The sequence below is a fragment of the Mesorhizobium sp. genome (genome assembly GCF_004963255.1).
Lineage (GTDB): Bacteria > Pseudomonadota > Alphaproteobacteria > Rhizobiales > Rhizobiaceae > Mesorhizobium.
The window spans coordinates 1-228 of record NZ_SUGA01000144.1 but is presented as its reverse complement, the minus strand read 5'-3'; the positions used below and the strand labels follow the sequence as shown (position 1 = coordinate 228).

Sequence of the window (228 nt, the reverse complement as noted above, 5' to 3'; positions counted from 1 at the left end):
CAATTACGACTGCACGTAGTTTGCCGCATTGTGCTTTTTCAGCACCTCGTCGAAGCGGCGGGCGAAGGCATCGTCGGCCAGCTTCTTGCGGCGCTGGATGTCGGCGGTCGCCACCATGTTCTTCTCGTGCATTTCGAGGAGATCGCCGATGTGCTTCTGCGAGGCAGCGCCGATGCCGGCCATGGTCTCCTCGGCGGTGTTGTCGACCTGGCTGCCCAGGGTGTTGAT

1 pseudogene is annotated in these 228 nt (G+C 61.4%); it reads right to left on the bottom strand.

Annotated features, from left to right (window positions below):
- Positions 1–3: 3 nt before the first annotated feature.
- Positions 4–228 (bottom strand): annotated as a pseudogene (locus E5X34_RS32810) (hypothetical protein); the annotation flags it as partial.